Here is a 26,947-nt window from a genome sequence, read left to right on the forward strand (position 1 = left end):
AACTCTACATTTTCTTTACAGAATCTTAGTATTCCCTCAATGAAAACTTATTAAAATAACAGTGATACTTCAAATATATGTAGTGAGGAGGAAAATTTTGATGAAAACTAGATCCATCGGCTCCTTATACAAAATAGAGTGCTACATCTTCAAAGGAATTAATCGCTATTTTGAACGTAAAACATTAAACATCTTTTTTCGCACTATTACTCATATGGGCGGCGCAACTTTTACAATCTCTCTTATTGTATTCTTACTTGTTCTCACAAACGGATCTTTACGAGACATAGCAATTGCAAGCGCTATTTCCCTTGCGATTAGCCATATTCCTGTGCAAATTTTAAAAAAGTTTTATCCGCGAAAACGCCCTTATTTAACAATTCATAATGCAAAGTATCCAACGAATCCATTAGTGGATCATTCTTTTCCATCTGGACACACGACTGCTATCTTTTCTGTTATCATCCCTTTCCTATTATATGAACCAAGCATGACATTCTTTCTACTTCCAGTTGCAATTAGCGTGGGCATTTCGCGTATTTATCTCGGCCTGCACTATCCATCTGATGTACTCGTTGGCATGTGTCTCGGGTCAATAGCTGGCATTGTGTCTTATTATCAATTCATTCCACTTTTTATATAAAGTGAAACTTCCGTCAGTGGAGAGTTTTTTCATCTCCCACTGTTGGAAAGCTCTCACCAATCGGGCTTTTACGAGCAGTTATCCCCCACCTATCTTCCTCGTTTCTCTCTCAATCTTGAGGTGGGGGTCTTACTGCCCGTTAAACGAAAGCCCTTGGAACGCTTTCCAAGGGCTTTTAAAATAAAATATTTTTGATATTGTTCGATTTCGAATTTCGGTAGATATCTTAAGCTGAATGTATCGCATTCAAAATTGAAGTTTTATTTGTAGTAAATAACAAATAATTATGTTTTTCAGTCTTAATCAAGATTCGATCTGTTGTCCCATATGGCGTTCCGATTCGAATCGCACTCGCCTCTTCTCCACCATAAGTGTCATCTTCAGTGACCTCAATAATTTCCTTTAGCGGAATACAAACTTTTGCTAGTTGCCATTCAATCATTAATTCTTCGTTTGTTTTTGTAACTTTGATTCCTAACATGCAATCAAGACCTTTCTTTCCATTTATTTTATAGAAAAAAATGATAATTCATTAAAAATTTTACATTATTAACAAAAAATAAAAAAATGCAATTATGCATATTTTTAAATGGTAATTATTGTATTATAATTTTATGTACGAAGATACCTAGGTGGATATACATGAAATTCAAAGTAAAGCAAAATCCTTTTCTATGATTCTACAGAAAGAAAGCCGGTTCTCCCCATATTAAGGAATCACCGGCTAAGGTCCTGCCTCGCATAATAAAAACATTGATCAAGAAACTACGTTAAAGATCCTTTCTTTCAAAGATTTTTGGAGCTGCCGTAATACCCACACCATCTGTCCGGATTGCCATATCCCTTATTATTTGACATAGCCATAATTTAGTTTGGTTAGTTTTTCATTAATGTTAAAAATTCTTACCCTAATATCTTTAACACCAGACGCTTGAAGTCTATTCTTATGCATTTCAGCATATTTTTCAGCATCTTGTTTTTCTTCAAATACATAGATGCCTCCAGCTTCTTTTGTATCTTGATTCTCTGTCCATATTTTCCAATGGAACCCTTCTTCTTCGTTAATACTTTTCGCTAAACCCCAAAATTCTTTTTCCATTTCCTCACCAAAAGGACCTTCAAAAGGAAAATCAACTTGTAATAAATATGCCATTTTCAATCGCTCCTATTTTCAATATTTTTCAATGTAAAGTTCACCAAGAATTTCTTTAATTTGATAGCTATCAGATAAAAGTTCCCTTTGCACAAAAGATTTCACTCCGTTTTTTGGTAGTCGATACATTTCTTCAATTTCTTTGGAAAACCGTCGCTTTCCTTTTTCGAGAAATGTTTCTAGTGTAGGGACTGGGTGTTCTTGGATGTTTTCCATATTTAGTAAAACCTATTTTAATCCCATGATATAATTTTCTAACGGACGTGCACCAACTATTTTAACGCCTTTATTCTCCTGATTTACCATGATGATTGTCGGAAACCCACGTACACCAAGGCTCTTACTCAGCCCAAAATCTTGATCTAAAAGCTGCTGGCCGGATGAAAGTTCTGCTTCCTTTACAGTTAACTCTCCATCAAGGCCAATTTGATTTACAATATTAATTAATACCTGTTTTTTCCAATATTTTGATTAAATACAAAAACAGCTTCTCTTGCCCGACGTAGGTATGTGTTCGCTCGTTCCTCATCCTTCTTTTGAATAATTTTGAACACCCTCGAGGATGGAAATGATGACTGGATAGGGTTATGAATCCACAAAGTTCCATCGATTGGCATCCGGGAATAATCTCCCACATCCCTCCAATGTTTAGCTACATCCGAAGGACTTACCATTAGCTGCGTCAGCAAAACCATCCCAACTTGGTAACAGTCCTCCCATCACAGTACGGAAATGAAAATATTGTCCATATTGTTCAATAAAACGATTTAAAACTGGTTCGAGTGCCCAGCAATGAGAGCATATTGGATCTGTTACATAATAAAGAGTGACTCTTTTAGGAGGCTGATTAAGATCAATCAATTCTATTTCTTTATCTCCTGGTATACCGCAAACTCCTATTTCTAAATTACAAATCATATTGTTTTTATTCATTTAAATGTCTCTCATCTTCACTATTTATAGTAGATTTCAGCTTTATACAAAACTTTTTTCTATCGATTATTTAATGATTAGCATGTCATAAGGATGTTGCTCCATAAATCTTTTCTCCCAAGGAATCTCTAATGTTGTCCAATTTAAACCGCCATCCAAAGATTGAAAAACTCCCTTATTGCTAAACAAATAGAACTTTCCATCATTTGTTGCTTTTAAAACTGGTATTAATGTACCTTTAGGAATTGGTAATCCTGAATTTATCTTTGTCCAAAGCTGATTTTTTTCTTTCTTATAAATAAATGACTCACAATTTCCATTGTTGTACTCATGTGCTGCATGTGGATTTGAAGATGTCGCAATAATAATATTGTCTGAGTCAGTTGGATTAACCGCCATTTGATATGCATAATGATGATTTAACCCACTAGAAATATAATTCCATGTCTTACCTCCATCATAACTCTCTGCATACTCTTGACCTGGTTCCTTTAAGAATGAATCACCTAAAACTCCATATAAACGATTGGGAGCGTTACGATGTGATTTGAGAACATGGATATCTTGAGGATAATTCCCCTCTTTTTCTTCAGTCCATGTGATACCCCCATCTACACTTTTGATTAATCCACCTACCTCAATGGTTGTATAAATGGTTTGTGGATTAACAGCATCAATTTCAATATGCTTTACATGGTGAGTATAGGTTCTTTGAGGAAAGAACCATGATGAGTAAGATGGCATTTGTTGATAATCAGTTAGTAACTCAAAACTGTCTCCTCCATCCCTAGATATAAACATAGCGCTTGGTTCAGTTCCTACATATACTATTCCGTTACCGTCTTCACCCTTTGATGGAGATACAGAAATTGCTGTAACAGAACTCATATTACTGGAGTTAGATGGAAACACTTCACCAAAAGAATATAACGTACCAATTGCTTCCCATGAACTTCCTCCATCTATGCTTCTCCATAATCCTCTATCAAAAGTACCACAATACATTCTTTCTGGATTGTTCGGATCAGAAGCTAATGTAATTGGGTTAGCTCCTACAAACTCCGAGTGAACGTTCCGTGTTGAGTCTTTCTTTTCTGCAATTACAAGCTCTCTATCAAACGCTAATATCAATTTTTCCATAACTTAAATCTCCTCGTGTCCTTATTTTTAAGTCATATGAGACTTTTTAATCAACAATTGTTCATTTCCATGCCACCTGATACAGGAGCATAAGTTCCTGTAATAAAAGCGCTTTAATCACCTGCAAAATACAATACAGAGCATGCAATATCCTTAGGTTTAGCAATTCTACCTAATGGAGTAGACATTTCCACTTGTTCTTTTTGTTCTACAGGAGTATGTTTAGTAGCATCTGTTTCAACCATAGCAGGTGTTAGTACATTTGCTGTGATATTTAACGGACCTAACTCTGGTGCAGCTTTTGTATGATTGGCATAGTTTACAACTACCTCTGCTCCATGTTCAGCAAATAACTTTGCCGTCACCCTCTACTTGCTCCAGTTATGATTGCTACTCTTTCATTCATCATGATCTATCCACTCCTTTATTTAGATTTGGAGCCTTAAATGTTTGTAGGGTAAGAGATGATACTTATGTGCTATAGCACATAAAATACAAAATTTTATTCCTTATAAAAGATATGGCCTTTATAAGGAACTTTTTATTAATAATTCATATTATATAATTTGTTTAACAATATCTTTAACTGTTGAACTTCTTCTGTAGTTAAATTGCTTGTCACAAAATCATGAGCATTTTTAACTACAGGTAAAATATTTTTTTTAATCTCTTCACCCTTTTCAGTCAAAAAAAGATAATGTGAACGCTTATCGTGTTCATTAAAATCCTTCTTAACAAAACCTTTTTTTTCCATAGAATGTATCATTCTTACAATCGTACTATGATCTTTATCAGCCTTTTGAGCTAGGTCTTTTTGAGTAGTACCTCTTTGACTATCAAGAATACTAATAATAGTCCATTGTTCCGGAGTAACGCCATAAGGCTTTAATTGCTTTATGAAATAATTTGTTAACTTCACATCAGTACGATGAATAAGATACCCTGTTAAATATTGTAAATTCATATACCACCTCTAAATAAACCGTTTAATATGTGCTATAGCACATATATTATAGAACTTATTATTAGATGTCAAACTTTCCGAAGTGTTGGCAATTCCCCATCGCTATCAAGTTAAGAAACACGATTTTCCTAAAAATGATAAAAATGAACTTCGGTGCTATAAAAAACAAAAAGATTTCGTTTCGGGGATACTTTAAAATCTTAGCTTGATGGTCACACTTTGAATTTCTTGAGCAAATAGTTGCAATTCATCAGATATAGAAACAGACATACAAAAACACCATCCTTTCTTATGATTCTACAGAAAGAATAGCGTATTTTTTCATTTTAGGGGGATATTGTTTTATTAGCTTGATAGTGATGCGGTAGGACCCTATAAAGTTCTTTCTCATTTATAAGATTAAAATCCAAAAGGTTATATAGAATTTCTTTTAATTTATATAAAAAAAAATATCTTTTGTATAATTAAACTTTACTTTTTTTATAAAATAGGTTTAATATAAGTTTTAGGAAAGGAAGGTGTTAACTATCAAGGAAAAATATGGAGACTCCATAACGAATAAAGTGTATGAATATAGAGTGTTAAAAAGAATGTCCCAAAAAGATTTAGCTGATGCTGTTGGAGTTTCTAAACAAACGATATTTGTTATGGAAAAGAATAATTACTCTCCTTCACTGGTGTTAGCATATCGAATAGCAAATTATTTTGAAGTTGATATAAACGAAATATTCTCTTATGTAGGAAAGGAAGATAATAATGATTGATCTATTAAACAACTGGATGTCAGAAAGCACAGATAATTTCAATACCTTTGTAGGTTTTATAGCCCTTCTGTGGTTGGGTTCAATAATTGTACTTTTTATTATAGGAAAAAAGTTTGGTCGACCAGATGAAAGAACAAATGCTATTTATCTTAAGATTATTTCTTGTATGTTTACTACTCAACTTATAATGAATGGCGCATTTATTTCTTTAGTTGGTAAAGATATGTATTTCCGTCAATTTTTCATATTATTTGAAGCCATTGTCTTTTTCGTTGGAGCTATTTATTCTGTTAGATTATATAGAAAAGAATTCAAGTAATTTACTTGCAAGAAACAATAAAAAAACAGTAGTGATCTTATACACTACTGTTTTTTATTGCTCCCTTTTTGAAAGTAAGCTTTTAAATATTAGTTTACTTTCAAATTACTGAAAACATTGACTTTATCGTAACTTACCCATTTTCCTCAAAAACTAATAGAAAAGTATACATTCAAAACAATGTAAATAAAGAGGTACAGAAACCCATGGATAAAAATTTTATTTTAAATAAAATCAATTTATGAATATATGTAATTTAAATTATTAAAAGTAGTTAATATAAAAAACTCTAATTTTAAAAAGATCAGAGTCTTTTTAATGATATGGTGATTCCTTATATAATAAAAAAATTATGATAATTGCGCACTAACATTAATAATAATTACAACACCTAAAACTAGAATAATCCAAGTCCAATACTTATTTGGAATGAAAAATAATGAAGATTTATCTTTTATTTGAACTCTTTCTCCAGTTTTTTCATCGACGAATATTCGTACATCATCAGATATAAACTTTTTAGTGAAAAAATAATTAATCATCGCTATAGATATAGTCGAAAATATTCCTTGCAAAATAAATCCAGCTTTATCTTCCATGTTCACTTGCAAAAAACTAAAAAGGATTGCATTTATCATAAACCCTAAAATAAATGCTAATGCTACTAACATTCCTTTACCTCTCCAAATAATCATTACAATGACTCCTTTCAATTTTTAAATAATGGGACATACATATTACATTATATTACATTATGGGTATCTTTGCCCATCCCCTCCAAATGGGGGAATAGCAAGCGAACTATTAGCAAAATCCTTATAAGTAAAGGATTTTAACTTCTTTTTAAAATGTTATGTCAAATCATATACATTTTAATTGACACATTTCAAATAATAATAAGTTGTATTTTTGAAATAAAAAATTCTAGATTTATACATCATGTCATAAAGTGTACTCTTTGACATGATGTATAAATTTTTAATGTATACCCTATACATGTTCGGTTAACATAACGTAACATTATCGATAGCGAAGACAAGGTGGATCCTTACTCTCATAAGGAATCCACCTTTTTCTATAACTCTATTCATTTTTTATACATTCCTATTCTGGCCTGAGTTTCAGAGTTCCCGTTTGTTATTGAATTGGTCGAAAAACTGCATACAATCTTGCATACTCTTAACGTTATTATAGCTAGTTCAACGTAACTGTAAATTCCGAGTTCGGCGCGCCAGTAAATACAACCGTTCCATTCTTCGGCAGTTTTACCTTGTTATTGTTGCTCACAATGGTAAAATTGACGCATACTCCCTTTTCATCATACACCGCGAACGAACTCTTCGATGGCAACTCCACGGTCATCGTTTTTCCTGCTGCCACTTGCGGGATCGTAAACCATTTTGCATGCCCGTTTGCTGACAATGTAACCTTCGATGATTGGCTTGTGTCAAGCGGTTTTACGTTGGATTCACTGACGTATAGAAGGCTGGCCATTTCCATATATTCATTATCGTCCTGTGTATAGAAACGAGCTTCCTTCGTATCACGCCCCTCCATCACAGGAATCTGGAGTTGATGTGTCGCCGTATTCGGACCTATAATTTTTTTGCCATCCCAATAGCCGTCCTTGGTAATAATTTGTGTGGTAAGAGGTACTGTTTGTACAAGAAAGTTCATAGAACTAAATTTCTCGTTAATGAGATAGAACTTGCCGCCCTCCCGCTTTTCCCATGCAGCAGCGGTTCTCTTCGATAGTACATTGTCTTCTAGTTTCTCGGCTAAATAGTGCGTCAGCACATCTTGCCCTAATCCTGGCTTCGAATTATATGTGCTCTCCCTCAAATATGTTCTTCCATTCTTCTCGGTAACGAAATTGAGCTTGGAAGTACCATTCTCATTAATAAAGCTTCCATCCGCCGTATATACATATTTTTCTTTACGATTAGATGATAAGAATAGTTCTCCCTTCTTTGTAATTTCTATTTTGAAATCACTTAAGCTATTGCCGTAAGAGCCCGCTTGTTTCGCCACGTTTGGAGGCATCTGAGCCTTAACTGGCTTGCCAAAAGATTTGTCCGGCTTTATATCCTTAATTGTTCCCTTCTCTTTAAGCGCGACGAGCAGTAATTTAGTTGCCATCATTTGATTTGTAATGCTGCTACCGCCGGATGACACCACAGCCGCTGCCATGTTCTGTTCCGGAAGCACGACCAATGTAGCATGTTGCAGTACTCTGTCACCGCCCTTAGACAAGGCCTTTATTCCGTATCTATTGAATGGATATAGTTTTACACTATCCCACCCCAGACCATAGTTGAAACTATTATCTCCATCCCCTGGCCACATTCCTTTTTTATATTCAGCTTGCTCCATTGTCTTGATTGCCTTGTCAGAGAGAATCCCTTTTCCCTGCCCCATAAATAATTGTGAGAATCGCACCATATCTTCTGCCGTTGAAGAGATCCCCCCCGAACCAATCACATTCATCGATTCAATGGGAAGCTGCCCTTGGTATGCTGGAACATAAAGTCCAGCACGCTTTTCGTCCTCCCATTTGTCCTGTGGCGTTTTTGTATGATTTAATTTTAATGGCTCTGTAAACCTTTGATGTAAAAATTCGGTAAAGCTCATACCACTGACTCTTTCTACCAAAATCTCGGCTAGCGTAAAGCCGTCGTTACAGTATACCGAGAACGCGCCGGGGGCCGCTTTTAAGCTTTGGGTAGATAATTGCCCCAACAAGTTATCATGGGCATAGGTATCATTATCTTTAAATAACAATACTTTATTGAACGTGGTACCTTGCAAACCGGAGGAATGGTTCAGCAGCATACGCGGTGTAATGCGCTTGTACCGCTCATCTTTCATCTTGAAATCAGGAACATAGTGGACAACAGGGACATCCAAATCGACTTTTCCTTCGTCGACCAATTTCATGATAGCCGCAGCTGTATATACTTTACTGGTTGAACCAATCCCATATAGAGTATCTTTAGTCAGCGGCTGTTTCCCTTCCATATCGTTTTTGCCTGTCTGACCCGACAAAATAATCTTGCCATTATCTATTAACGCATACTGCACGCTAGTCGTCTCATAGGATTTCGTGAGTAGCGTAGCTTTCTCTGCCGCAATCTTCTCCAGTTCTGTGCTAGTTACAACCGCAGTCTTATTACTAGAAGACGCTATCGCCCCTGTAGGTAGAGTCATCATTAGAACCAATGTAGCGGTTAACATCCTAGATAATTTATTTTTCATAAGAGAGGTTCCTCCTTAGATAAATAATCAATTTCATCCCTTATTGTTTAACTATGAAAATATGATAAAATTTTATCCATTCTTCCTTTTGGCCTACTTGCTAAATTCAGCAAGTAAAATATTTTTAAAAAGATCAGAACTATTAACTTTACCCATGCTGTTCAAACTGATGGCCAACGTATGCTTACCTCCGTGTGTACCTCCAGCAAAAGTATCAAATCCCGGTATGCCACCTGTATGTCCCCATATTAGGACACTGTTTGGAAGTTTAGTTTTATAGATTCCAAGACCATATCCATCGATTCCTTCTATTCCTGTAGGAACTGTAGTAAGCATTTGTTTTAGTTGCTGTTCTTTCAGTAATTTTCCACCGAGCAAGTAAGAGAAGAATTTGTTTAGGTCGTCAGCAGTAGAAATCATCTCTCCAGCCGATTGACCCATACTTGGGTTATAATACGTAACATCTTTTAACTCACTTACTCCATCTAGTTTGATATATCCACGGGCATGATTGGTACCTGGAATAACGCTTGAATTGCCAGGTAGGAATGTATTCGACAATTCAAGTGGTTCAATGATCCGATTTTCGATCTCTTCCGCATAGCTGTTTCCCGTTACCTTTTCAATAAGGATACCCAGTAATACGTATCCTGTGTTTGAATAAGACCAGCCCTTTCCTGGCGGGAAATCTGGGGGCAGAGAAATCCCCATGTTCACTAGTTCTTCAGCCCTATACGATTTTTTTGTATCCATAAGATTAAAGTCTTTTGACCTTGCGTATTCAGCGATACCACTTGTATGATTTAATATCTGCCGGATAGTAATCTGGTTACCATCATATCTGTTTCCTTGAATGACACCAGGCAACCATTTTTCAATGGAATCGTCTAGATTTAAGCGGTTCTCTCCAGCTAATTGAAGTAGAATTGTTGCGGTGAACGTCTTCGTCACGCTGCCAATACGAAAGCGAAAATCTGTTTCCATTGGTTTCTTGGTTCTCAAATCCGCTATCCCAACGGCATAACTCCACGTTTTTCCACTATCAGAAATTTTAGCGAGTATTCCCGGGTATCCAAGTTGCAATGTCTCCCGCATTGCCTGTTTGACGGAAGTACGATCTCGTTGAGTACTTGTTTGTAAAGGACTAGATACATTTTGAGTGGGCTCTGCTTTTAGAATTGAGGTGGGTGGTGTGTATAACAGGGAACTTCCAGCTATTAAAAGGGCCAGACTTGCACATGTAATTTGACTACGTGTTTTCATAAGGCATTCTTCCCCTCTATTCATAGAGTATGGGTGGTTATTTATTATTTCGTACTAACTACACAGATATCATCTCCACCAATGATACAAGGGCAACATGAAATTCGTAATCATCTTTATATTGATTGTTTTTACAAACATCATTCTGTCATAACAAACGGTGAATCCTTCCTTTTTTACACGTATGTTACTCCCATAAATTACTTTTTCACTTAGAACACCCTTATTACTAGTTTGTTTTTCGTATAAATATATCTTATCTAATCCCCCTCTTTTACTCTTCTCTATATTTATATCCTACACAATAAAAATTACTTTTTTCTTATCCATTTCTTACAAATACCTTACGTTCGAAATCACTTCTATAATAGGGTGGAAGGAGTGTTTGTGCCCGAAAATGCAAAGTATTTTCCAATAAATATATTAATTAAAAAGAAAATGTACCTTTAGGGGTTCTGGTGCAAAAAATCTATAAAACTTGGACATACTGATATTATCAATCTACAAAAGGACGTGATCAGTATGAAAAAGTAAAATTTATTTAAAAGGAAAAAGGCAAAACTAAAATTAAGAAGCTTCAGGTTCTTGCGACGTAACTGTGTATCCAAGACTTTGTAATCTTCGGAATGAATGTCGAATAATTGATTGCTGTCTCTGTTTGTCAAACTAGTCTTCGGCTAAATCTACATACATTTAATGTAAAAAAACATCAAAAACCTCATCAACCAAAGTTTGAAAGAAAAATGGTATCTTTTCAGATTGTTGGCGAAAAAAAACTGACGTTTTAGCGGGGGAGTGTCTTAATTAAACATTGGGTGATGTGCTATCCCTCATGGGGTTGTTTGGCAGGACTGTTCCAATATGTGTTACTATTTAGTTGTTCCATCAATAATCACTAAAATAAGGTAAAATGTGTAGGGATGGAGAGACTAGCGATAATTTTAATATCTGAAAAAACTAATTTTACTAGTCAGTGAAAGGGGATCTGTATTCGATATGTTAAAAGATGATATTATTTTGGATAAGCTGCAGCAATTTGTTTCTGGGGAATCTATTCAACGCCAAAGTATGAAGACTAGCCTTGCTGATTTTATACTGTCATCTGGTGAAACGTCGAAAGCTGCAAATTGGATAGTTAACTATATCGAGAGCTTATGTCATGACAAGCATGATAAGGGTGTTTACACTCAAATGAACAACCCTGAATTAATTGCTGATTTATTAGAAGTGGCTTATGAAAGTCTGAGTAGGGACGCTGATCTGCAACCATACGTTACGCAAATCGCGCGATTATTGTATATTGACAAAAAGGAACGAGATAAATTAGATTCTGAACGATATGTTCAGTACCGGGCAGCTGTGATGTTGGATGAATTAATTTCCTTAAACGTTTCGTTGCCACCGGAAGTAGTAGAGCTAGTGTTATCGGATTATTATAGAAGTGATATACCGACAAAAGAGTTCATTTGCAGTATATGGCGGAGATTGGCTGAAAGAGGCATTAATATATCCAATCATATAAGTCTACTTATCACCTATGTTAATAACCACGAATCTTCTACTCTCACTAATAATAGTATACTAGCTTTATGGGCATGCATTCGCAGGGGATTCTTTGATACACCTATCCCTGATAGTAATCTAACTTACCACGTATGGCTTTGGCATATGATTACAAAATGTGTTGGTAAACTGAAGAAAAGATACGAGGAACCTACCCGCTCAGTGGCAGTCGGCTGTCTTCTTGAAACTGCAAGGATATACCCGGAGGCTCAATCTTTGATTCTAGAGTGTATGGATAAATGGGGAATTGCAGAACCAAAGCGTCCACGTAGTGATTTTCAACGAGATTTAAAAGAGCTTTTTTCACGTTGCAAAAATCATCCAGGCATAACTTGCTTACCAGAGAATTATGTTATTACTAAAAGAGGAATCATGATTCAATAACGTAAGGATCGTACGAATCAAGTTTAGTTATTTTGAAAAAGTAATTGATAATAAAATAATAATAAAAAGATGTGATTTTTTTGCTTAATAAATGTATTATACTTTAATTAATTCTTTAGGTTGTTATTTATGAGTTCTAGTAATTTTGGGTCATAATAGTAACATTTGGTTACAAGTGAACCTTTTTATTTGTACTAACGGGGACTTTAGCAAATAATAGAGTAACTATTTTGGAATTCTTTAATATTCAACAATCGGGCGCGTTTGTTGAATAAGCGTCTCTGTTCTTATTAAACTAACGGAGTGCTTTAATTGAGTAAGAAACTAAAACCTTTTAACTTCCGCATTCGATAATTATGGTAGCAATAAAAAGCCTCTGATTATTTAAATTAGAGGCTTCACTTTTTTATATACCCGAAAATGGGGTGTGTTTCCATACTAAAAGGGTAGGCAAAGTCTCTTTCATGTTTGCTATTAGTTTTTGTATGAATTTAACCTCAGGTAATTGTTTGTTGTATTCTTCTAAGTTAATTAGATATTCATAATCATTTTGAAACATTTTATCTTGTAAAAGTCCATTCAAATTTATGGCTAGGAAAAGGGTTAATATAAATAAGTATTGTGTTCCACCTTTCAAAGCACTTTTTCGTAAGGAGATAAGAATTTGTTCTTTAGTTTGAAGACATATGTAACGTTTTTGAAATGATAAACCTAGTATTCTTTTTTCAATTACTTTTATTTGTTTTTTTCGCTGTATACAATCTAAAACAGAATTATATAGTTTGTGACTTGATTGTTGTTTTCCGCAAATTGTTAGTATCCACATTCTTATATTGTGATTGTTGCCTAAATGTTGTGTTAAATCTAAGGTATGTTGTAAATAAGGGATATCAGATGACTTGCTAGTCCTATATATAATAAATTCATGATCTATATAAATATATTTTTGAAGGTAAAGTTCTAGCAAGATGTTTATTGTAATGAATATTTCTATATTGGATTGGACAGGTGGTTGTATAGTTTGAGTATCATCATCTACAGATAGTAAGAAAAAAAGCTCAGGGATTGTTAGATGTTCCATTTCTTCTTATCACCTTTCTTTAGATAGAATTTGTATTTAAATATATATTCATCTTTTTATTTCATAAGTCCTCTTGGAGTATTACTAGAACTTAGCTACCGATAAGTGGGGTTATGTAAAAAGCTAGTAAGGATCTAGTTTTTTCTTTTTTGTTTATGGATGTTCTAACCTCTTTATTTACAGTGTTTTTAATATATAATTTCTTTAATGATTTTGTTAAAAATAGCTAAAGTCGGATAGGGTTAATGAAATCAATATTTTAAGTGTAAACAAATAATAAAAAGCTTACATTTAATTTTTGAAGGTTTAATCCGCTTATTTTACATTATTCTCTAATTTATTTGTGCTACATTTATTAGAAAAGGGGACGAATTCATGCTGAAATTTATTTGGTCTTTAGTTTTTTCTCTTATATTTTTTTGGGTGGTACGTGGCCCACTGATACCATACATATCTTCAAATCAAAATATTATTGCTATTTTAGTTATTTTCACAGTAGCTATTATTAATTCTTGGATTATTGATTTAATAAATCGCTTATATAAGAAAAAATAAACAAGAACTTGTAGGAATACTACAGGCTCTTGTTTATATAAAGGACAGAAACATCTATTCCCTTTCTAGCCAAGCAATAGGAATTTCTTTTTCACCAGTTACTTCAAACTGAATTTCTCCATTTACTTCAAAGACCCGTTCAATAATTGGTATTGTAATCATTTTATTTTCCTTTATTTTTCGCTTTCGTACTAGTTCTAAGTCGATAATATTCATGATGAAATCCCCTTTTGTATATGTAAAACAGAGAAAAAAGCACCCAAATGAGTACTTTTTCAACTTGAATCACCATTTTACTTTTTGAGTTGTTGCTCTTTATTTATTTTACCATATTAATCTATAACATTTGTTGATAAAGTTATTTTATTCCAATTTACTATGATTCATAAATGTACGTATCAGGGTCATAGTTTTTGAGATGAATTTTGGGAAAGCATTCCGACAAAAAACTGGAGGAGATCGCCTGATATTCAATTGTCCCAAAAACAATTGTTTTTGGGACTTGTTGAGTACCTTAGAGTAGTAAAATTGTCGTTTATTTATGTAGAATTTGTTTAGCGCATACTTTTATTAAAATGTGGACGACACCTCTACTTTTAAAATTCGTTTCTGCTATACTTAATCAAAAATGGAAAAAAATAGAGGGAGGAATATAATGAAGCAACTTATCATTTTTGTCATATGTTCTGTATGCTTAATTTTAACCTACATACCTTTTAAAAGTAAAAAAAGTTAACCATTTACTTACATAGTATCCTGTATCAAAAATCGAACCATCCCAAACAAGAACTTGTTCAATGGTTTATCCAAACTGAACAATATATAGCAGAAAATGATAAGACGTGGGTAGTTATTCATTTTGAGATGTTTAAGTAATTAATACAATGAAAAAATCTGCTCTCTCTTCTTCAACTAATGTGACAGGTTTCTTCAATAAGGAGATTAGATTTTACGGTAATAAAATGAAAATAGAATTAGTTAAGTTAGACAACTAAGATAGGCTAAAGAGATTCTAAACATGATAAAAATACTAACTACAATAGTAATTATTTCAGCTTTTGCTTTATATAACAAGAGGGTAAAGAAAGGTGAGGTAAAACCACTTAATCCAAAGACTCAACTCATATTAGTAGGTGTAGGGGTATTACTAGCATTTGTTATACTAATTACTCTTAGAAACATGTAGGGGTGAATAAAACTTATATTATTATAGAAACCATAATAAGAAAAGGTGAAGGCATATGAATACAGTCATGTGGTGCTTAGGTCTAACAGGGGTATGCATTATGGCATACTACAAAGGAAGAAAAGACATGACAATGAAAGACTTCGCTATCGCCTGTACTGGTTGTCTTTTAGTAGTCATATTACTGTGTTATCTAGGGTTTACAAACCAAATATAGTAAAAGGAGACAAGAAAGTGTTATTAATTATCATTTCAACTATCATATTTGTATTTTATATTAAAAAGCAGAAAGCAGAAAAGGGAGACGATTTCAGTTGGAAACCGATTCTTCTCCAAATGGGACTAGGGGTATTAATATTTGGATTTATCTATTTCGGATTCATTGCAATCAATGACATGCAATAAGGTAATAAGACTGATATGTTACAGTTAATCATAATCTTAGTAGTAGGTGGATTCTTTCTAATCGTAGATAGACCTCTATTAAATATATTAAGTCTATTCGTTATAATTATAATAAAGTCGATATATGACAGTAAACGTAAATAAGTGAAAGGGAGACTACAACGGACAAGCAAACGTTAAGAGAAACATTACAAAACTATGGTCGTGCTTTAGTGGATAATATGTTGCCTTTAACATTTATTATTGGTGAAGACATGGAGTTTGGTAGAGAATACTTACAATTTGCAGATTATTTCTTTGAAATATCAAATCTAAGACCATTCAAGAAACAAATAATATTTACTTAAGTTGTATGATTTTGTTAAGCATAATCAATCTTCTATTTGCTTATATATAAATCCAAATTAAAAATCTGACATAAACCCCTTTTCTTTTTATTTTGATATATTTTCTTTTACAAGTAACTGTTTCTCTGACTTTACAAACCATAAACCAATAAAAATAACGAGTCCGCCAATCAATTGTTGTAAAGATAATTGCTCTCTTGCCCATACTGCTGCAAATAAAACCGCTACAAACGGTGTAATGTACATATACACCATCGTATGGGATGCACCAATGTTTTGAATCCCAATGTACCACATCACAAGCCCAAATACAGTAACAAGAAAAATGGAATATAGTAACGAAAACCATGTACTGCCATGCTCGATCACAAAAGGTAACTGAACAATTTGCCACCCGCTCAATAATACAAGCGGCACCGCACCAATTGCTGAAGCCCAGGCCGTTACGCGCAAAGCAGAATACCTTTTCATAAGCGGCGTTGCTAAAACAGGATACAATCCCCAGCAAATCGAAGTAATGAGCCCAATTGCATTCCCATAAAAGAATTGTACAAGAGAATGCCCTGCAAGTAATACAAGTGCCGCTCCGATACACGCAATAACTGATCCAACAAGTTTACGTGATGAAAACTGCTCTTCTTTCAAACATACAGCAAACATCGTTGTAAAAATGGGAGAAATCGAGATTAGTAACGATGCATTTGTTGCAGACGTATATTGAATCGTCTCCATAAATAACGTTTGATACAGCGTAATCCCAACCACGCTAACAAAAATAAGTCTTATCATATCTTTCCATGCAATATAAAGCGATTTTTCTATGTAAAACGTTAGCAACAATAACAGCGGTGCCGCAGTAACCATGCGAATGGCTGTAAATTGGATTGCAGTTAATTCTACGAGTCCGTATTTTCCGATTGTATAATTGACGCCCCATATGATAACAACACATAAAAGCAGTAATTCAATTCCCCATCTTTTCATATATTTCCCTCGCTATATCCGATACTTTACTCCATTAAGTTTCGAGACATATGCTGTAACTCCTTCTTCCCTGTTAAATCTCTACTTTTCTCATTGAAATATAGAAAAAAGAAGAAAGCAAATATAATCTGCTTTCTTCTCACTTCTTTCTATAAAGAAATATCTCTACTTCTATCTTTATTTTACTTTAACAGAATATGTCCCATTTCTCTGATCATATGTACCGACATATAAATAATACTTCCCTGGTTTTGCAGTAAACTTTCCTTTAATTACATTTTCACCAGGCTGTCCATTTGTAACGGTTCTTCTCACATCCGATTCATGATAAAGCGCCCACGTCATGTTGAGTTTACATTCGTTAATAACAAAAATTTCTATTTCTTTTGGTGATGACACATTAAACGTATAAATATCCGTATAGTTTTCTTCCTTAAATGAACCTTTGAGAAGTGTATTAAACGGAATTATATTTGCTTCTTCAAGATGGTTATTTGGTTCTGTTTCAGTTGCTCCTATTCGATCTACATGAACTATCATTTGTTCTTTACTTTCTTTTCCTTTATCATCTGTCATTGTTAAGGTTGCCGTATACGTTCCTTCTTTTTTATATGTATGAGTAGGATTTGCTTCTGTGCTTGTGTTACTATCTCCAAAGTCCCAAAGGTAAGAAACGATGTTTCGATCTTCAGCTTTTGAACCATCACTCTTAAACTGAATTGCGCTATTTTCTTCTCCGTAATATATTTCTTTTTCTCGCTCTACATGAACTGTCATTAGTTCTTTACTTTCTTTTCCTTTATCATCTGTCATTGTTAAGGTTGCTGTATATGTTCCTTCTTTTTCATATACATGAGTAGGATTTGCTTCTGTGCTTGTGTTATCATCCCCAAAGTCCCAAAGGTAAGAAACGATATTTCGATCTTCAGCTTTTGAACTATCGCTCTTAAACTGAATTGCGTTATTTTCTTCCCCGTGATATGACTCATTTCTCTTTACAATCGTTCCTTGGCTTGTGCCTTCATCTGTTGCAATGCCATGGAAAACAATATCATATTGGAACTGATTTTCATTATTTACACGATAATTTACAAAGTACGCTGTTACTGTTTTATAACCGCTCCATTCTTTTTGTGACAGCTTCTCTAATGCCTCGTTCACTTGTTTACTCATCGTTTTCCAGTCTTCAGATTCACCCTTCGTTGCATTGCCTGTATACGTACCTTCAACTGTAAATGTATTAAAGAATTGAGACTTATGCTTTGTAATCTTTGCATCTTTTACATTCGCAACATCCGCAATTTCCTGCTTCACTTCAGTTAGTGCCTTCTGTGCATGACTTACTACATAATCATCCGATACTTGCGGCACATTACATTTTTCTCGATTATCAATTAATTGCTGCATATATGTTTGATATTCTTTATTTAATTGTTCGTCTTTACTTAACGCCTCACGGTATGCATCATAACCTTGCACATCATTTGCACGAATTAAATCTTGTATTTTATCGAATGTATCAAATTTGTGATTATACATATAAGACTGCAATGCAAAGGAATAGTTATAAAAATCCCATGATCCATATTTTGAAAATAATGTTTGTTCTGCTGTATAGCGTGTTGCAGGATCAGATGATAATCCTCTAATTACACTTTTACGCGGAACGACATTATTCGTACGCGTCGATCCTGCAAAAAATTCCGCATTTCCTTCTTCATACCATGTCAAACGTTCATTTTGCTGTAATTCTCCTTGCCCCCATAATCCAGGTACTTCATATCTTCCTTGCAAATAGTGTGTAAATTCATGACGGAACAATTCTTCTAAACTAAAAATACTTTGCTGCGGCGTACGTTCATATGTAAAGAACGTTCCGACGTTTTCGATATAAATACCACCATTCTCCGTTTCATATCCGTACAATTGCTGGTTAAATTTATATTCATCTGGCGTGTTATAAATTACGATTGTTAATACATCGTCCGCATTCCCTTGTTCTAATGCTTTATCATTTCCGATTACACGGTGATATTGTGCTTTTACTTCTTTCGCAGCCCAGTACAATCTTTGGATTTTTTCCTCTGTCACTTTATCTCCCGTTTTAAAGACAATTGCCCCGTCATCAAACGTATACGTTTTCGGTAAAAATTTCTTCTTTCCCTCTTCTTTAATTTGATCTAAATTTACTGTTTTCCCGTTCGCATCTACTCCGCCGTAATTTGTAGCAATCTGCTGCGTTGCACCAAAATATTTCTCTCCTAAATATGGATACATCTGCATCGCTTGCGTAACAACATCTAATCCTTTCTTCGGATTACTATGAAATTTCCCTAAACGTCCTGCATAGTAAATCCCATTATTAATGAGCCAACCATTTTGATCCGTTACATTACCTATAAGCGCCATTTTATTGACTTCATTTATAAAACTATCAACCTTTCCATACCACATTGTCACTTTTGCATCTCTATCCGAAAGGTACCAATCAGTATCTATATTGGCATCGACAGCTTGTAGTAAAGCGTATACAGCCTCTCCTTTCTTACGATCACTTCCATATGTAGAAAGGTTATTATTATACTGTTTTAAAATCTTTGCTGCATACTGCACCGTTTCAACGTCACTAGAAGCACCCCTCATTAAATCCCCGTATGCATTTACAACCAAATCTTGCTCAGCTGTACCTAGTTTAAAGTTTGGATTCTTTGCAATTGCTTTTAATGCCGGTAAACACTTATCTTTGAAGCTTCTCTCTTTTAAATAACTTAATTCCTCATTATAAAATCCGACATAAAAAGCGGAGCGAAGCACTTCAGTAAATGTATCAAGTCCTTTTGCATCATTTTTTGTAAACGTTCTTCCTCGTTCCTCTAATCCGTTCATGATTACTTGCAGACGTTCTTTATTTCCATAGAAAGCTTTTGTTCCTTCGTTAAACTGAAATAAATCTTTAATTTGTCCGCTGCGAATATTCGCTAGTGTATCAATTAACTCCTCATCGCTCATTTTATTCAGCTCATCTAAAGTATAGCTTTGCTGCGACTGCTCCGCTTTTACACTTTTCATAGCGGAAGCTGGCTTCTGTGAAAAATCTCCAACTTTTAAACGCTCTTCATATGATAATGTTTCATCAGCTTTTGAGGAATGCGAAATTGCATCTTTTGGCTTTTCTATCCCTGCTGGTTTCATTTGCATTACATTGTAAGGTACTTTTTCTTCCGCTGATACTTCAGCTTGCAATGCCCCTAACGACAATGCCATTGTACTAACCCCAAGCATAATTTTATTCATTTTCTTTTTCATAATTTCCCTCCACATCTAAACATCATTAAAATAAAATAACATGTTATTTAGGTGAGATAATTTAAATATGCAAGATTTCATATCATTTTTTGATAGTTTTTAAACGATTTATGAATTATTTATATATAAAACGCCACAAAAACCCCTTTCCTTTTAGGGGGACGAGAGCGTCTAGCCATGCGTAGAAGCGGTCAGGGACCTTTTCTGCCACGTGCGCAGTGAAAACCAGAGATAGCAAGTAAGTACAGTTTCCTTTTTCTCTGCATAGCAGCAACCTATATGTCAAAAAATTAAAGTGGATTTATACATATATCAGAAGCTAAAGCATTTTTAGGCTATGAATAAGCTTCATATAAGAGGCACACAACATACTAATATTGTAAATGTGAATAAAAAAAGATGAGGTGATGTTTTCATGAATAATCAACCAATGTATTTTCCATATGCAAATTATCATCAACCGCAGTATTATCCCACGCAAACTCCAGGCTATCAACCATTCGAGGACATAAGAGAAATCGATGATGACGTATATCGTCCCGATGATGCTGAAGATGCTCCAACATCGGCACCGCCAGCACAACCACCAGCAGCACCATCAGCATTTTCTTCTCCTATACAAATGGGACAAATACGATCAGCGATGTGTAATTGTTTAGGAAGATGGGGATTTATCGGTTTAAAAGGACAAGGACCTTTTGGAAGAGATTTTTGGTTTTACCCTACTGAAGTAAGAACAAATGGAGTATCTGGATATACATGGAGAGCTGGACGACGACGCAAAGTAAGCTATCGATATTCACAAATCAGAAATTTTATGTGTATTTCTTAACGAAAATAACAAACTAACAACATTCAACAGTTAAGATATGCAATATTGCATAAATTTCAAATAATTTACAGTGCTATAATAGATAGAGAGTGAAATTACCTCATATATAGCAAGATACCCTAGTATTCAAAAAGGCGAAGAATCATTACGATTCTTCGCCTTTTTGTTAATTTGAACAGTATTTAAAATTAAAGCTATAAAATTTCAAGCATTAATATTATGATGAACGTAACTATATATACAAGTTAAAAAACCGACATAAAAATCCTTTTCTTTTTTGGAGGAGACCAGGGCATCTGGCCGCGCATAGTAGCGGGAAATGTTGTATTCTGCATAGCAGCTACTTATATCTCAAAAAATTAACATTGAAAGAAGTTGAGAAATATGAAAAAAATGTGTTTGAAAAATGGAAAAGAAGTGATAATCAGAGAAGCTACACAAGAAGACGCTCAGTCTATGATCAAATTTTATAATATAGTCGGTGGAGAAACTGATTTCCTTTCGTTTGGAAAAAATGAGTTCAGTATGTCTCTACATGATTATGAAAACTTCATAGAATCTACTAAAGCAGATCATCATTCAATTATATTGCTAGCAACAATGGATGATGAAATCATCAGCATTGCCTCAATTACCTCTAGTCCAAAATCGCGAACGAAACATGTAGGAACGCTCGGAATCGTGATTGCAGAAAAGTACTGCGGATTTGGTTTAGGCAGAGAATTAATGAAGGAACTTATTGAATGGGCAAGAGGAAATGGCACAACGAAGAAAATACATCTTGTAACTCGAGAAGACAATCATAAGGCAATAGAACTTTATAAGAAGGTTGGCTTTAAAGAAGAAGGATTATTAGAACAAGATACGTATATAAATGGTGTGTATTATAATACTCTTATTATGGGATTAATGCTTTAGATTTTATAATGATATATGCAGTACCACTTATGTAACTGAAACAGCATAAGTGGTACTTTCTTTTTTACGCTTCCGTATTCTCCTTCATTAGCGTAATAATGCTCTCATAATACGAAAGTTCATGCGGCACAAAATAACTTTTATCTACCGTTTTATAGATAGAAACTTTTTCTCCCGCTTCATTCATTTCAAATCCCTCTACTGTAACTTCATTTCTTTCTCCTAACCAAAGTTCAGAAAAATGATTGAAGTCAATTTTAACAATACCTGATACTTCTTCTAGTTGCACTGTATAATCGTCCATTGTGCCCTTCATTTCATATAAAAAGACGTGAGCTAATTCTTTATCAATAAAGTCTTCCATTGTAATGCAATAGTTGATAATGCCTAGTGGTATCAGTTCATCAAACGAGACATCAATCCCCACTTCTTCTTGCACTTCGCGTATTCCATCGTACACGGTTTCATGAGCTAATATATGTCCCGCCGCTGTAATGTCTAACAAATCCGGATAATCCTTTTTTGAATGACTACGCATTTGAAGATGAATATAATCCACTCCATTTTCCCTACTTATAAACCAGCAATGAAATGTTTCATGCCAATGCCCTATTTTGTGCACTTCTTCACGCGTTGCGACTCCGACTGGATTTCTATGTTCATCAAATATTTTTAGTAATTCGCTTTCCATTATGTATGCTCCTTATTTTCAGTATGATTCTATACTAAGTATGGTAAATAGTATAAAAATGAACCTACAATGCTAAGGATTCCAAATAAGAATGTTCCAATCGCAAACGGATGAACTGACAATCCTGTTGCTCGAAATTCTGTATGCTCATCTGTACCTCCGAAAAAACGGCTTGCTGCTCTCGCTTGATTATGAAATGCATTTCGAAAATAAAGTGTATTCCACGTCATGATTATCAATAAAAAGCTTCCTACAAATAATGTTGTAATCAATTCCCAATGAAAGAAAATTGATAAAAGCCACAAACTTGCTCCTTCAAAGCACATTGTTATCATCACAAATATAAAGTACAGCGCCTTTTGAGAGAGACGATTTCCAAATGTTTTTCGAGCATACCGTTCCACTGTTTCGGAAATTTTCCCAATAGAAAACAAAATAAGAATGAGCCCAGCAAAGTACAGTAGCTTTAATAATTTTACTAATAACAAACTCATTTTACCTCCTCCATTTCCTTTAAAAACTTTATACACTAATATTAAAAGTGCCGCTTACTTATTTTACCAGAAAAATAATAATTTTCAGTATTTTTTACAAAAAAAAGAAAAAGAGTTTCAGCTCTTTTTCTTCTGCAATTCGTTATACTCTTCTTTTGTATTCACATTTACAAATAGATCTGTCTCTGTCACTGTTACATACTGAACGTTACACTGTGATAATAACCCCTGCATACTTCTTTTTCCTTCCTTTAATAACTGTTCTATTTTCTCTTTTACTTTATAATGATATAGCGCTAAAAGCGGTTGTTTCCGTCCTTCTACTAACGGAACAATCGCTTCATATGTTTCATCCGCTCGTTCTATTAATTCCAGTGCCCACTCCTTCGAAACATTTGGTGTGTCGCACGGTGCAATGATGTACCAATCTGCGCTTGCATATTCCATGCCTGTTATGAAACCAGCAAGCGGGCCGTTTCCTTTATATAATTCGATATCTTCTATAACAGGGACATTCAACATGTGCGAAAGCTCGTTTGTAATGTTTGGATGGCTAATGACGACAATGTCTACTGCAACTTCTTTTAATGCTTCTATACTATGTTCAATGAATGTTTTTCCTTGCCAAATCGCTAATGCTTTCGGCTCTCCAAAACGACTTGACCTTCCGCCGGCTAATACAATTCCAGCTATTTTCATTGGCGATGCAGCTCAAATGTAATATGGCCAAGCTCTGGTAAAATCAATTTATTCATCGCAAGGCGCACCGCCCCTGTTGACCCTGGCATCGAAAAGACAACTTTTCTACCAATGGTCCCGCCAATCGCTCTACTTAACATCGCCGCGCTGCCGATATCTTCTAAATAACTAATCGTTCGAAATAACTCACCAAAACCAACGATTTCCTTATCTAATAATGGAGAAACAGCTTCAATTGTCACGTCACGTTTTGTAATACCTGTTCCTCCATTGGTTAATACAACATCAACATCCTCTTGATGATATCCAGATAAGACAGCTTGCTGAATGCTTTCCTTATCATCTTTCACAATTTCATACGCTGTTACTTGATGATTTGCTTCTATTAATAATTCTTTTAGTAACTGTCCACTTTTATCTGTTTCTTCTGTACGTGTATCTGAAATTGTGATGATTTTACAACGGACTTGTGCTGGTGCTTGTTTTTTATGTTCTGTGACGCTCATTCTTTTTTCCTCCCCATTAATAAGCTTCTCTAAATTTTATCATATATCATATAGCGGCAAAAACATGTGAGACCTATCACACTTCTTTATCGAAAAAACATTCCTTTTCCGAAATTTACCTTATAATAAAAATGTAGGTTTTCAAAGGGAGGAATTTCATATGGAGACAATGCGAAAATTAACGACACTATTTATCTTACTTTTCGTCGCTTCCATTAGCGCTGGCATGGCACTAAAAGACGCCGTACCGTACGCAGCAATAGGCGGCTGGGGATTTGGCACACTCTTTTTACTTTGCAGTGCATACTGCTTAGGAAAATCCCGTTCATAGAAGGGAGAATAAGTAATGTTCGGTAAGAAATCAACTACATGCACATCATGTGGAAAAGAAATTTCTGTACATGGACATTCTTGGATTTACATACAATATCCGCCAAGTGGGATGACAAAATAAATCCTGACACTTATTCCTACAAACATAAACATTTTGGTGAATATTAAAATAAAACAAGCTTTGCGCATACGCGCAAAGCTTGTTTCTTCCTATATTATAGACCAACTGAGCGAAGATCGAAGTTACTGCGAACTAGTTCTACTAGTACTTCTTCAGATATTTTACCAATGCCGAATGTATCAATAGAAATAGATACTAGTCGCTACGCTGGTTGCGTACGCAAATTTATCCGTATCATTTATAACAAAGCTTCCTCCTCTGCTTTTTTTACAGCTTCACTTCTCCCAGAAACTTCAAGCTTCATATATATAGAAGAAACATAGTTCCTTATAGTTCCTTCAGATAAAAACAATTTTTTTGCGATTTCTTTATATCGAAGCCCTTCTTTAAGAGCACCTAAGACCTCCATTTCACGCCGCGTCAATTCATAAGGATACTTTTTTGGTACTGAGCTATATGCGTTAAACAAACGATTCGCAACACTGTGAGACAACATAGTCCCTCCTGAATTTACTAATCTAATTGCCGCTACTAATTCTTTTGGCGTGGCAGATTTAAGTACATATCCTTCAGCCCCTGCTTTAAGCGCTTCAGAAACACTAGAAGCTTCTTCAAAAGTCGTCACCATAATAACTTTCGTACTTGGCCATTTCCTCTTAATTTCTTCTGTCGTTATAATTCCATTCATTTCAGGCATTTGTACGTCCATAAGAACAATATCTGGTTGATTTACTTCGCATTTTTCTAAAGCTTGTTTTCCGCTATTTGCAACTGCAACATTAAAGTCATTATATTCGGTCAATAAAAGTTTTAAACTATCTAAAACCATAGATTGATCATCTACTATTAGTATATTTATTTCATCTTGAGTAGAAGTTTTCTCTATATTTAAGCTTGGAATTACACAAGTTACAATAGTTCCAGCATTCTTTTGAGAGTCTATGTACAAGCTTCCTTGATATTCATTTAAACGATTTCTCATTCCAGATAAGCCAAATCCCTCTTGAATATCTTCTATTCCTTTACCATTATCTTGCACTTGAAGCATGACATGACTTTTATGATATTGCAGAAGAACTTGTATCGACTCTGCTTCGCCATGTCTAGTTGCATTTGTCATCGCTTCTTGTAAACAACGACAAAAAGCCATTTTAACTTTTTTCGCTATCATATACTGCTCTCCAATTGTTCGAAAAACAACATCAACGTGTGTGTTGCTTTTAAATTCTTCTATAATATTAAGTAAAGATACATCTAAATTTAATTCCTCTTCTAATGGATCCATTTCATGAATTTGTCTTCGAATACTCTCTAAGCCAGATCGTGACATATCTAATATATCTTGTAATTTTTTTTGCCCTTCTTGCGTAGTTAAATGAGGTTTTAACGTTTCCATACTTAATATAACTGACGTAAATTTATAACCAACAGTATCATGTAATTCCCTCGCCATTCTACATCTTTCCTCAAGCAGAGTCATTCTTTCAACTTGTGAAGAATATTGTTCTAAAATCGCATTCTTCTCTTTAATTAATTCAAGTTTTTGTTTAATTGAATCCATAGAAAAAACAATTCTCTGTAACACATGTCCAACACTATAAATGAAAAGAACGTCAAATAGATTTAGAAGCAAGTGATTTAATTTATAATCAAAATTCAAGAAAACTCCGAATATATAAACAATAATTGTTAAAGGTAATGTATAGAAATTAGCTTTTCCACGACAAAAAAATGCCAATGTCAAAATTGCAGGAGAAAAAAACTGTGCTAGATGATACGTATATGCAAGATAAAGTGAAAGCCCTCCCACTAATATGATCTCAGCCAATAAATATAGTTCATATCGAATTTTATATAATATTACAGGTATGACATACAGTATTAATGTCATACAAAAAACACTTTCAAAGGGGAATGTAGGATTATCTTGATACGTTAAAACCGCAACTGCAGCGATCCAAAAGATACGAATGAATACGATTAGCCAATGCTGCCAAAGTAATTTATTTTGTACTGAAATCAACCGTATAAGCACCTCCCACTAAAAAAACTTCACCTAGTGTATATATTTTCCATCATTATATTTTTATCATAGCAAGGTTATTACA

At 34.4% G+C, this 26,947-nt stretch carries 27 protein-coding genes and 3 pseudogenes; 10 read left to right on the forward strand and 20 right to left on the reverse strand.

Going from position 1 to position 26,947, the window contains the following annotated elements; genetic code table 11:
* Positions 1 to 100: 100 nt before the first annotated feature.
* Complete coding sequence (locus PLX19_RS10775; protein ID WP_272188585.1) at positions 101 to 643, forward strand: phosphatase PAP2 family protein; 543 nt, start codon at positions 101 to 103, stop codon at positions 641 to 643.
* A gap of 226 nt (positions 644 to 869) precedes the next feature.
* Here the strand turns inward: PLX19_RS10775 and PLX19_RS10780 are convergent, their stop codons facing one another.
* From PLX19_RS10780 to PLX19_RS10805, 6 genes and pseudogenes are all read right to left on the reverse strand, one after another.
* Positions 870 to 1,124 (reverse strand): SunI/YnzG family protein, encoded by a 255-nt coding sequence (locus PLX19_RS10780; RefSeq protein ID WP_272188586.1) that lies wholly within the window; start codon positions 1,122 to 1,124, stop codon positions 870 to 872.
* Between the two features lie 366 nt (positions 1,125 to 1,490).
* Complete coding sequence (locus tag PLX19_RS10785; protein WP_272188587.1) at positions 1,491 to 1,796, reverse strand: monooxygenase; 306 nt, start codon at positions 1,794 to 1,796, stop codon at positions 1,491 to 1,493.
* 18 nt (positions 1,797 to 1,814) lie between these two features.
* A pseudogene (locus PLX19_RS10790) lies at positions 1,815 to 2,729 on the reverse strand (DsbA family protein).
* Positions 2,730 to 2,795: 66 nt separating this feature from the next.
* Entirely contained in the window at positions 2,796 to 3,869 is a 1,074-nt protein-coding gene (locus PLX19_RS10795; protein ID WP_272188588.1) for a WD40/YVTN/BNR-like repeat-containing protein, read from the reverse strand.
* 113 nt (positions 3,870 to 3,982) lie between these two features.
* Positions 3,983 to 4,234: an SDR family oxidoreductase gene (locus tag PLX19_RS10800; RefSeq protein WP_272188589.1), complete on the reverse strand. Its 252-nt coding sequence runs from the start codon at positions 4,232 to 4,234 to the stop codon at positions 3,983 to 3,985.
* A 179-nt stretch (positions 4,235 to 4,413) separates the two neighbouring features.
* A complete protein-coding gene (locus PLX19_RS10805; RefSeq protein ID WP_272188590.1) occupies positions 4,414 to 4,833 on the reverse strand; it encodes a MarR family winged helix-turn-helix transcriptional regulator in 420 nt (139 codons plus the stop codon).
* Positions 4,834 to 5,360: 527 nt separating this feature from the next.
* Here PLX19_RS10805 and PLX19_RS10810 point away from each other — a divergent pair.
* Positions 5,361 to 5,597 (forward strand): helix-turn-helix transcriptional regulator, encoded by a 237-nt coding sequence (locus PLX19_RS10810; protein WP_272188727.1) that lies wholly within the window; start codon positions 5,361 to 5,363, stop codon positions 5,595 to 5,597.
* Entirely contained in the window at positions 5,590 to 5,916 is a 327-nt protein-coding gene (locus PLX19_RS10815; protein WP_272188591.1) for a 6-aminohexanoate hydrolase, read from the forward strand. Before PLX19_RS10810 ends, PLX19_RS10815 begins: the two co-directional genes overlap by 8 nt.
* A 350-nt stretch (positions 5,917 to 6,266) precedes the next feature.
* Here PLX19_RS10815 and PLX19_RS10820 read toward each other — a convergent pair whose 3' ends face one another.
* From PLX19_RS10820 to PLX19_RS10830, 3 genes are all read right to left on the reverse strand, one after another.
* Positions 6,267 to 6,611 (reverse strand): hypothetical protein, encoded by a 345-nt coding sequence (locus tag PLX19_RS10820; RefSeq protein ID WP_272188592.1) that lies wholly within the window; start codon positions 6,609 to 6,611, stop codon positions 6,267 to 6,269.
* A 499-nt stretch (positions 6,612 to 7,110) separates the two neighbouring features.
* Positions 7,111 to 9,171: a serine hydrolase domain-containing protein gene (locus tag PLX19_RS10825; RefSeq protein ID WP_272188593.1), complete on the reverse strand. Its 2,061-nt coding sequence runs from the start codon at positions 9,169 to 9,171 to the stop codon at positions 7,111 to 7,113.
* A gap of 93 nt (positions 9,172 to 9,264) precedes the next feature.
* Positions 9,265 to 10,434 (reverse strand): serine hydrolase domain-containing protein, encoded by a 1,170-nt coding sequence (locus tag PLX19_RS10830; RefSeq protein WP_272188594.1) that lies wholly within the window; start codon positions 10,432 to 10,434, stop codon positions 9,265 to 9,267.
* Positions 10,435 to 11,430: 996 nt separating this feature from the next.
* Here PLX19_RS10830 and PLX19_RS10835 point away from each other — a divergent pair.
* A complete protein-coding gene (locus PLX19_RS10835) occupies positions 11,431 to 12,381 on the forward strand; it encodes a hypothetical protein (protein ID WP_334313762.1) in 951 nt (316 codons plus the stop codon).
* A 406-nt stretch (positions 12,382 to 12,787) separates the two neighbouring features.
* On the opposite strand, the gene PLX19_RS10840 is transcribed toward PLX19_RS10835, so the two are convergent.
* Entirely contained in the window at positions 12,788 to 13,462 is a 675-nt protein-coding gene (locus PLX19_RS10840; RefSeq protein WP_272188596.1) for a hypothetical protein, read from the reverse strand.
* A gap of 375 nt (positions 13,463 to 13,837) precedes the next feature.
* On the opposite strand from PLX19_RS10840, the gene PLX19_RS10845 reads away from it, so the two are divergent.
* The gene (locus PLX19_RS10845) at positions 13,838 to 14,017 is read left to right on the forward strand and encodes a hypothetical protein (protein WP_272188597.1); all 180 of its coding nucleotides are present in this window, start codon (positions 13,838 to 13,840) and stop codon (positions 14,015 to 14,017) included.
* Between the two features lie 54 nt (positions 14,018 to 14,071).
* Here the strand turns inward: PLX19_RS10845 and PLX19_RS10850 are convergent, their stop codons facing one another.
* Entirely contained in the window at positions 14,072 to 14,233 is a 162-nt protein-coding gene (locus PLX19_RS10850) for a hypothetical protein (RefSeq protein ID WP_097795902.1), read from the reverse strand.
* 1,025 nt (positions 14,234 to 15,258) lie between these two features.
* On the opposite strand from PLX19_RS10850, the gene PLX19_RS10855 reads away from it, so the two are divergent.
* Both PLX19_RS10855 and PLX19_RS10860 read left to right on the forward strand, forming a co-directional pair.
* Positions 15,259 to 15,420 carry a hypothetical protein gene (locus tag PLX19_RS10855; protein WP_272188598.1) on the forward strand — a complete coding sequence of 54 codons (162 nt, stop codon included), beginning with the start codon at positions 15,259 to 15,261 and terminating at the stop codon, positions 15,418 to 15,420.
* 17 nt (positions 15,421 to 15,437) lie between these two features.
* Complete coding sequence (locus tag PLX19_RS10860) at positions 15,438 to 15,608, forward strand: hypothetical protein (protein ID WP_272188599.1); 171 nt, start codon at positions 15,438 to 15,440, stop codon at positions 15,606 to 15,608.
* Between the two features lie 434 nt (positions 15,609 to 16,042).
* Here the strand turns inward: PLX19_RS10860 and PLX19_RS10865 are convergent, their stop codons facing one another.
* From PLX19_RS10865 to PLX19_RS10870, 3 genes and pseudogenes are all read right to left on the reverse strand, one after another.
* Positions 16,043 to 16,939, reverse strand: a complete 897-nt coding sequence (locus tag PLX19_RS10865) for a DMT family transporter (RefSeq protein ID WP_272188600.1) — start codon at positions 16,937 to 16,939, stop codon at positions 16,043 to 16,045.
* A 177-nt stretch (positions 16,940 to 17,116) separates the two neighbouring features.
* Positions 17,117 to 17,716, reverse strand: coding sequence for a PKD domain-containing protein (locus PLX19_RS26175; protein WP_442869041.1), 600 nt, complete (start codon positions 17,714 to 17,716; stop codon positions 17,117 to 17,119).
* Positions 17,699 to 20,245: pseudogene (locus PLX19_RS10870) on the reverse strand (collagenase); the annotation flags it as partial. The pseudogene PLX19_RS10870 and the gene PLX19_RS26175, both read right to left, overlap by 18 nt.
* A 415-nt stretch (positions 20,246 to 20,660) precedes the next feature.
* Between PLX19_RS10870 and PLX19_RS10875 the strand changes: the two are divergent.
* Both PLX19_RS10875 and PLX19_RS10880 read left to right on the forward strand, forming a co-directional pair.
* Positions 20,661 to 21,077, forward strand: a complete 417-nt coding sequence (locus PLX19_RS10875; protein ID WP_272188602.1) for a hypothetical protein — start codon at positions 20,661 to 20,663, stop codon at positions 21,075 to 21,077.
* A gap of 384 nt (positions 21,078 to 21,461) precedes the next feature.
* The gene (locus PLX19_RS10880) at positions 21,462 to 21,995 is read left to right on the forward strand and encodes a GNAT family N-acetyltransferase (protein WP_272188603.1); all 534 of its coding nucleotides are present in this window, start codon (positions 21,462 to 21,464) and stop codon (positions 21,993 to 21,995) included.
* Between the two features lie 64 nt (positions 21,996 to 22,059).
* On the opposite strand, the gene PLX19_RS10885 is transcribed toward PLX19_RS10880, so the two are convergent.
* The 4 genes from PLX19_RS10885 to PLX19_RS10900 all read right to left on the reverse strand — a co-directional run bounded on the left by PLX19_RS10885 (position 22,060) and on the right by PLX19_RS10900 (position 24,385).
* Positions 22,060 to 22,686 carry an NUDIX hydrolase gene (locus PLX19_RS10885; RefSeq protein ID WP_272188604.1) on the reverse strand — a complete coding sequence of 209 codons (627 nt, stop codon included), beginning with the start codon at positions 22,684 to 22,686 and terminating at the stop codon, positions 22,060 to 22,062.
* Positions 22,687 to 22,715: 29 nt separating this feature from the next.
* Positions 22,716 to 23,180, reverse strand: coding sequence for a hypothetical protein (locus PLX19_RS10890; RefSeq protein WP_272188605.1), 465 nt, complete (start codon positions 23,178 to 23,180; stop codon positions 22,716 to 22,718).
* A 117-nt stretch (positions 23,181 to 23,297) separates the two neighbouring features.
* Entirely contained in the window at positions 23,298 to 23,879 is a 582-nt protein-coding gene (locus PLX19_RS10895) for a molybdenum cofactor guanylyltransferase (protein ID WP_272188606.1), read from the reverse strand.
* A complete protein-coding gene (locus tag PLX19_RS10900; protein ID WP_272188607.1) occupies positions 23,876 to 24,385 on the reverse strand; it encodes a MogA/MoaB family molybdenum cofactor biosynthesis protein in 510 nt (169 codons plus the stop codon). Before PLX19_RS10900 ends, PLX19_RS10895 begins: the two co-directional genes overlap by 4 nt.
* Before the next feature lie 160 nt (positions 24,386 to 24,545).
* Between PLX19_RS10900 and PLX19_RS10905 the strand changes: the two genes are divergently transcribed.
* Entirely contained in the window at positions 24,546 to 24,716 is a 171-nt protein-coding gene (locus PLX19_RS10905; protein WP_272188608.1) for a hypothetical protein, read from the forward strand.
* Positions 24,717 to 24,936: 220 nt separating this feature from the next.
* Here PLX19_RS10905 and PLX19_RS26180 read toward each other — a convergent pair.
* Positions 24,937 to 25,041, reverse strand: a pseudogene (locus tag PLX19_RS26180) (hypothetical protein); the annotation flags it as partial.
* A 36-nt stretch (positions 25,042 to 25,077) separates the two neighbouring features.
* Complete coding sequence (locus PLX19_RS10910) at positions 25,078 to 26,862, reverse strand: helix-turn-helix transcriptional regulator (protein WP_272188609.1); 1,785 nt, start codon at positions 26,860 to 26,862, stop codon at positions 25,078 to 25,080.
* Positions 26,863 to 26,947 lie beyond the last annotated feature (85 nt).

Source organism: Bacillus sp. BP-3 (assembly GCF_028401955.1).
GTDB lineage: Bacteria > Bacillota > Bacilli > Bacillales > Bacillaceae_G > Bacillus_A.